Origin of the sequence: Steroidobacter sp. (assembly GCF_016790065.1) — a bacterium.
GTDB lineage: Bacteria > Pseudomonadota > Gammaproteobacteria > Steroidobacterales > Steroidobacteraceae > Steroidobacter.
In genome coordinates this window covers 1-4,772 of the sequence record NZ_JAEUPY010000571.1, presented here as the reverse complement: position 1 = coordinate 4,772, position 4,772 = coordinate 1, and the positions used below count along the sequence as shown (strand labels likewise).

Sequence of the window (4,772 nt, the reverse complement as noted above, 5' to 3'; positions counted from 1 at the left end):
TTCGATGCCGAGAATCTGCATGGGCCGCTGAATCTCTATCGAACCCTGCAACGTAACGGGGCGACGTCGAACTCACTGGTCATGGGGCCGTGGGCGCATGGTGAATGGTCGTGGACCGACGGTAGCCGGCTCGGCCCGGTGACGTTCGGGGGTGCGACGACGTTTGCGTTCCGCGAGCAAGTGGAGCTGCCGTTTCTCCGGTTTCACTTGAATGCCGATACCAAGCAGCAGTGGCCCAAGGCGTTGGTATTCGAGACGGGAACGTCCAAGTGGCAAGCGTTCGATACCTGGCCGCCTCGTAACGTTCGACAGGAGGCGTTGCATCTCCGAGCCAATGGTGCGTTGGTGTTGGGCGAGGGTGGGGTGGCAGCGGCTACGGCGAGCTTCGATGAGTTCGTCAGCGATCCGGCGCGGCCTGTACCGTTCTCAGCCGTGTCGACACAACGAATGACCCGGTCGTACATGGTCGAGGATCAGCGCTTCGCCGCCGCGCGACCGGATGTGCTCGTCTATCAAAGCGAAGTGTTGGATGTAGATGTGACATTAGCCGGGCCGATGACTGCAGATCTGCTGGTCTCGACCACGGGCACTGACGCGGATTGGATCGTCAAGGTCATCGATGTGTATCCCAACGACTCCCCTGCAAGCGCGGACGACGACCGCAGTATGGGCGGGTATCAACAACTGGTGCGGGGTGAGCCGTTTCGCAGCCGTTTCCGCGACGGCTTCGATAAACCTCGTGCGCTGCTCGCCAACCAGCCGACGCGGATCAAGTTCGACTTGCCGGATGTGTTTCATACCTTTCGGCGCGGCCATCGCATCATGGTCCAGATCCAATCGAGCTGGTTCCCGCTGATCGATCGTAATCCGCAAACCTTCGTAACCATTGCCGACGCGCAGCCGGCCGACTATCGAAAGGCTGCTCAGCGAGTGTTTCATTCCTCGGCGGAGGGCTCGAAGCTCATCGTCGGCGTACTGCGGAACGCGCTGTGATCAAGGCGCTGCTGATTGCGTGGCTCTGGGTTGGAACGGCAGCGGCGGCTGAGGATCCATTCCGTCAGTTCGACACTGAACATTGGTCCGCCCCCAATGACTATCGGAACGCTGCCGGCCTGCCAGGGCCGAAGTATTGGCAGCAGCAAGTGGATTACGACATTCAAGCGCGGCTCGATGAGTCTCGCAAGGAGATCACAGGTCGCGCTGGGATTCGATATCGCAACAACTCGCCAGACGAGCTGCGCTATCTCTGGCTGCACTTGGATGACAACGTGAATCGGCGAGACTCGTTGTCACGCCTTTCCAGACCCGCGGTGCCTGGTTCGTTGCGGCCAGCCGCATTACAACGGCTGCAGCGGGACAACTGGGACGGCGGTGTCGTCATCAAGAGCGTTCGCGACGGAGCGGGAAAGTCGCTGCAGTTCCGCATCGTCGACACGTTGATGAGGGTGGAAGTGCCTGCCCCGATCGCGGCCAACGGTGGCGAGTTCCAATTCAGCATCGAGTGGTCGTCACGCTTGCTCGACGCCAGAAACATCGGCGGCTTCGGGGCGTACGAGTGTTTCGATGCGGCGGCCCGGGACTGCCTGTACCTGGCCGGCATGTGGTTTCCTCGATTGGCGGTGTACTCGGACTTCGAGGGTTGGCACAACCGGCAGTTCCTGGCGGCGGGCGGCGGCGAGTTCGCATTGGAGTTTGGCGACTATCGGGTGTCGCTGACGGTGCCGGCCGATCATGTCGTCGCTGCGACGGGTGAGCTGACCAATGCATCGCAAGTGCTGACGAGCGCGCAACGCGAGCGTCTGACTCGCGCTCGGGATGCATCGGAGCCGGTCTTCATCGTCACGCCAAAGGAAGCGCGAGCGGCGGAAAAGAAAACTGCGGTCGCCGAGAAAACCTGGATCTTCCAGGCCAACCAAGTGCGCGACTTCGCATGGGCCAGTTCACGCAAGTTCATCTGGGACGCGATGGGCGTGAAGCAGCGCGACGGCAGGGTAGTGATGGCCATGTCGTTCTATCCGAATGAGGCCACGCCGCTCTGGGAGAAGTACTCCACACGTGCCATTGCGCACGCGCTGCAAGTCGTTCCCGAGATCATGTTCGACTATCCCTATCCGACCGCGCAGTCCGTCGACAGCCCGCTCGGCGGCGTCGAGTTTCCGATGATCAGCTTCAGTAGCGCTCGCGCCGATACGGACGCCGGTCGAATTGCGTTGGTCGGCGTAGTGTTTCACGAGATCGCACACAACTACATGCCGATGATCGTCAACACGGACGAGCGCCAATGGACCTGGTTCGATGAAGGGCTGGTGGCGTTTCTTCAGTTTCAATGCGAACAGCGCTGGGACAAGCACTGGCCGAGCGGGCGGGGCCGCCCCAAGGACATCGTGAGCTACATGCTCTCCAGTCCGCAGGTGCCTGTGATGACTCAGGCTGATTCGCTGTTGCAAGCGAGCGCGAATGGCTACGCGAAGCCTGCGACTGCATTCAACATTCTGCGCGAGACGATTCTCGGGCGCGACGTGTTCGACCAGGCGTTGCGTGAGTTCGCAACAGCGTGGCGTTTCAAGCGGCCCACGCCTACCGACTTCTTTCGCAGCGTCGAAGAGTCCTCAGGCGTCGATCTCGACTGGTTCTGGCGAGGCTGGTTCCACTCGACGGCTCATGTAGACATCGCGCTGGAGAAGGTGGTGCTCGGTCGAGTCGAGGATCCGGCGCTGATGCCGTTTTATCGGTTCTCGTTCCGCAATCTCGGCGGCGTGGTCATGCCCATCATCGTGCAGCTCGACTTCACCGATGGCACGTCGCAGATGCTGAGGCTACCGGCGGAAATCTGGCGTCGAAATCCCGATGCAGTGATGTGGGACTTTCCCACCGACAAAGTCCTCAAGGCTGCGCGACTGGATCCCTTGCTGGAGACGGCGGATGCCAACACTGACAACAACGTTTACTCCGGCCCTGTAGAGACTCAGACGTTCTCGGCCGAGCCGCCGCGGCGCGTGGGGAGCCAATGATGGGTTGGGTCCTTTGCCTGCTATGGATTGTATTGTCGCTGGGCGTGGCTCGCGCTGACGAGCCATCGCGAGCAGCGAATCCCGAAGACGACTTCGTGATGGTTGAGTCGATGATCCCGATGCGTGACGGCGTGAAGCTGCACACCGTCGTGGTCAGCCCCAAAGTCATCGCCAAACCGATGCCGATGCTGTTGATGCGCACGCCTTATGGCGCGAGCGGCAATGTCAGTGAGCGTCAGGTGCGTCTGAGTAGCGCCCTCGGCTCACGTTACGCAGAGCTCGACGGTTACATCTTCGTCTTCCAAGACGTGCGAGGACGCAATGGCTCGGAAGGAACGTATGAGCTGTTCCGCCCGCTGCGCGGCCCGTTCAATGCGACTCAGACCGACCAGACCACCGACGCCTGGGACTCTATCGACTGGCTGATTCGAAACGTGCCCAACAGCAACGGCAAGGTGGGCATGTTCGGCACGTCCTACGATGGCTGGCTGGTGCTCGCCGCGTTGCTCGAGCCGCACCCGGCGCTGCAAGTCGCGGTGCCGATGAATCCCATGGTGGATTTGTGGAAGGGCGACGATGCATTCCATAACGGCGCGTTCCGTCTCGGTTACCAGCTCGACTATTTGTATTTGATGGATTCGAAGCCGGGCAGTTTGCCCATCCTGCCACGCGATCATTTCGACCTTTACAACTGGTGGTTGAAGCAAGGGTCGGCTCGCGATCTGCAGGCGCGTTACCTGCCGAAGTCAGCGATGTTCGCGCGCATGTTGGATCGTCCCGCCTACGACGAGTTTTGGCAGGACGCGGCTATCGATCGACGCCTGGCACGAAGCAATGCTCGCCTGGTGCCGACGCTACACGTGCATAGTTGGTTCGATCAGGAAGATCCATACGGTGCACCGGCTGCTTACGCGGCCATGGAAGAGCGCGATCGACACAACGACAGCAACTTCTTCACCGCCGGCCCCTGGAGTCATGGAGAGAACTGGTCGCGTGGTGCTCGCATCGGTCAGTTGGATTGGGATCAAGCGACCGGACCACGTTGGCGGGCGGAAGTGCTTGCCCCATTCCTTGCGCGCCATCTGAAGGATGGGCCGCCGCACGGGTTGGCAAACGCGGTGGTGTTCAACACCGGTTCGTCACGCTGGGATCGGCTCGATGCTTGGCCGTTGGCACCGGGAGCCAAGTCGCGCTCTCTTTACATGAGCGACGACGGACGAGTGTCTTGGGATCCGGGTGCCGCAGGGCGCGACACATATATATCCGACCCGCGCCGACCAGTGCCGTATCAGCCGCGGCCCATCAAGAGTTACTACGGCGATGACACCTGGCGTAGCGAGTGGAGTGCATGGTTGCTGGCTGACCAGCGCTTCGTCGACGGTCGGCCGGATGTGCTCAGTTTTGTGAGCGAGCCGCTGGCGGAACCGCTGACTGTTCGCGGCAATGTCACAGCCAGACTGTTTGCCGAGACTACGGGCACCGATGCCGATTGGGTGGTGAAACTGATCGACGTGTTCCCCGATCAGGATCCGTTCAACGCTCAGATGAGCGGCTATCAACTGATGATTTCCGGTGAGATCTTTCGCGGCCGCTATCGCGAGAGTTTCAGCAAACCACAGGCCATCGCTGCGAATCGAGTGCTGGAGTACCTCATCCGGCAGCCGCAAGTGAATCACACCTTCCGTCGCGGCCATCGCGTGATGGTTCAGATCCAGAGCAGTTGGTTCCCGCTGTACGACCGGAATCCTCAGGTGTTCTTGC

The 4,772-nt window shown here is 60.8% G+C and carries 3 protein-coding genes; all 3 read left to right on the top strand.

What is annotated here, in order from left to right; translation table 11 throughout:
* A partial coding sequence (locus JNL55_RS23800) for a CocE/NonD family hydrolase (RefSeq protein WP_293860010.1) occupies positions 1-993 on the top strand: 993 nt, incomplete at its 5' end.
* On the top strand, positions 990-3,011 hold the full coding sequence (locus JNL55_RS23795) for a M1 family metallopeptidase (RefSeq protein WP_293860007.1): 2,022 nt from the start codon (positions 990-992) through the stop codon (positions 3,009-3,011). The genes JNL55_RS23800 and JNL55_RS23795, both read left to right, overlap by 4 nt.
* A partial coding sequence (locus tag JNL55_RS23790; RefSeq protein ID WP_293860004.1) for a CocE/NonD family hydrolase occupies positions 3,011-4,772 on the top strand: 1,762 nt, incomplete at its 3' end. The genes JNL55_RS23795 and JNL55_RS23790, both read left to right, overlap by 1 nt.